The organism is Xanthomarina arctica (assembly GCF_014638915.1).
In the GTDB taxonomy this organism is placed as follows: Bacteria; Bacteroidota; Bacteroidia; order Flavobacteriales; family Flavobacteriaceae; genus Xanthomarina; species Xanthomarina arctica.
Window position 1 is genome coordinate 1 of the sequence record NZ_BMFQ01000008.1, and the last position, 2,798, is coordinate 2,798.

A 2,798-nucleotide genomic window follows, 5' to 3' on the forward strand; every position below is an offset into this window, starting at 1 on the left:
TTCATTGCTAGTTATAGCTTACTTACGAAAGTCCTCGCGGACTTTCTATCTGTGATTTATTTGCTAACTTTAGTGCTTAAAAACGCAACGAAATCATACACAAAACCGTTGGCTGTAATGCAATGCCGAAAACCATGAAATCAGGAGCTACAAAATTTAATTTAATTATAAATGAAGTTGATCAATTCAGAATTGACTCAATATGTCGTAGATTAAAGAATTCAATTACTCCGATTGAAATCATAAATTGGTTAAAAAACTTTAAAGTTTACGAAATAGGAAAGGCATTATCTATTCTTGAAAAATTAGAATATATAACAGAAAATGAAATTATTGAATTATATGATTCTAAATTAAAAAAAATATTAACCAGTAATTTAGACAACGTTATAATTCATGCTGTAAGTGAATACGGAAAAAGTAGTACTCTAATGGTTTATTATTTAAAGAAAACTCCAACTTACAGTAAAAATAAAGAACGTATTGTATTTTATTATCACTACTCAAACTTTAAACATAAAATAAAAAGTATTAAAGAAAAAACTAGTATTATTTTTCTAGATGATTTTTCTGGTTCTGGAAAACAATTTGTTAATTATTATAAAACTTATATAAAACCTCAAATAATCAGTAATAAAAATATTAATGAAACATTTTTTCTAACCTTATTCTATCTAAAAAGAGCAAAATCATATATAGCAAAATCTTGCACAGAGATTCAGTTAATAGGAGAAGTTCGAAATCCTGCTTTCTTATCAAAAGGTTCTGTATTTGGCTATAGAAAATCAATGCTACCATTGAGAAAGTTTTGCTATAATTATGGAGAAAATTTATTTTCCACATATAATAAAAAAGAGAAAACTAATGAAATACATGCGCTAGGTTATAAAAACAGTCAAGCTTTAATTGTTTTTGCTTATAATCCTCCTAACAATACTTTACCTATAATTTGGTCAAGTAAAAATTGGATTCCTTTATACCCAAGAGTTCCCCAAAACAAGATGTCAAAATCAAAAGAAATTAGAAAAAAATTAGCGCACGAAATTGGGCTCATGAAAGAATCGGAAATTTCAGATGTTTTTTATTCTGGTGAAAAAGATTTAGGTTGGAAAACCATTAATTTTATTACCAAAACTGACTTTATAACTTATTCAATAATAAAAATGATTAAGCAAAAAAGAACTCTTCCAGTAATTTGTCAAGTTCTAGGAATTACCGAAAATGATTATAGTGATATAATATCTGAAAAAAAAGAAATTTTTCAAACTAACAATTCGCTAACGGAATATGGGGATGAAATTTATTTAGAAACTAAAAAACAATTAAAACTGGTAAAAAAAGAAATTAAGAATAATAATCTTACTTTTGAAGTTAAGGAAAATTATTATTTACCTAAAAATTTTAAAGGAGCGATATGATGGATTTAGCTTTAATTTTTACTAGTAGTAATAGTAGTAAAAAGCTAGGACTAGTTGTCTATAGTTGTATTAATGTTAGCTTATATCGTTTAAGTAGTGAAACGCTAAAGGTTCCACTACTCAAAGCAAAGCTTTGTCAAATGAAATCGTAAATTCTGTCATGTCGTCTTCTTTATATAAAATAGTAGAACAAATAAGTAAAAGTAATCATGGAGATGATTACAAAAAATCACTTATTGAATATTCACAGAATCTGAGCTCTAAAAATTTACCTATTATTTTTGATGCATACCATTTAGCTTACTCAATTGGAATACAGCCTTACAGAATAATAAACATAATAAAAGATAGAGACCATCTATATAATACATATCGAGTAAGAAAAAAAACTGGAGGTCATAGGTGGATAATGAGTCCAATTGAAGAATTAAAAACAATTCAAACATGGATTAAAATTAATATTCTAGATAAAATACAAACACATAATTCCGCAAATGGATTTGTAAAAGAAAAATCAATTGTTACTAATGCTGAAAAGCATATAAACAAAGAAACCATTCTCAATATTGATTTATATCGCTTCTTTGATACGATTACTGAGAAAAGAATTTATCAATTATTCAAGAAATTAGGTTACACTAACAAATTATCATACGACCTTTCAAGAATCTTATGTGTTAATCCTCCAAAAAAATACTGGAAGGAATTAAAAAAAGAAAATAAACTTAAAAAAAAGTTTATTAAAATGAAACCATCTATTTTACCTCAAGGAGCACCAACAAGTCCAATAATTTCTAATTTACTCTGTATAAAATTAGATGAAATTTTATTTAAATACTGTGAGAAATCACATTTATCTTACACTAGATATGCTGACGACATAACCATGTCTGGAGATAATAAAAACATGCCTGAATTAAAGAAAATTAAGTCGATTATTAGACATAATGGTTTTACTGTTAACATTAAAAAAATTAGATTTATTTCTAAACATAAAAAACAAACCGTTACAGGTATAACTGTCAATAATGGTTTATTTGTAGACAAAAAGATAATTAAAGAAATTAGTCAAGAGCTATATTACTGTATCAAATATGGATATAAATCACACTTAGAATATAAATTTAAAAAATCAAAAATTAAAGCTAATTATAAAGATTGGCTCTATGGGAAAATTTGCTTTGTCTATTCGGTAGAAAAAGAAAAAGGTGAAAGTTTTTTCAAGAAGTTTAATATGATTGATTGGAACATTTAAAGAAGCACTACAGCCAACAAAGTACTGTGCTAAAAAACAAGTAAAATTCTATTATTTTTTTACTAAAGTACTTCTGTAAGTTTCGTCAAATATTAGTCCTGATTTAGCAATGGCAAAAGCCTGTT

At 26.1% G+C, this 2,798-nt stretch carries 2 protein-coding genes; both read left to right on the forward strand.

Going from position 1 to position 2,798, the window contains the following annotated elements; genetic code table 11:
• The first annotated feature begins 134 nt into the window (after positions 1 to 134).
• On the forward strand, positions 135 to 1,418 hold the full coding sequence (locus IEV77_RS17290) for a phosphoribosyltransferase-like protein (RefSeq protein WP_188467158.1): 1,284 nt from the start codon (positions 135 to 137) through the stop codon (positions 1,416 to 1,418).
• A gap of 160 nt (positions 1,419 to 1,578) precedes the next feature.
• Entirely contained in the window at positions 1,579 to 2,673 is a 1,095-nt protein-coding gene (locus IEV77_RS17295; RefSeq protein ID WP_188467160.1) for a reverse transcriptase family protein, read from the forward strand.
• Positions 2,674 to 2,798: the final 125 nt, after the last annotated feature.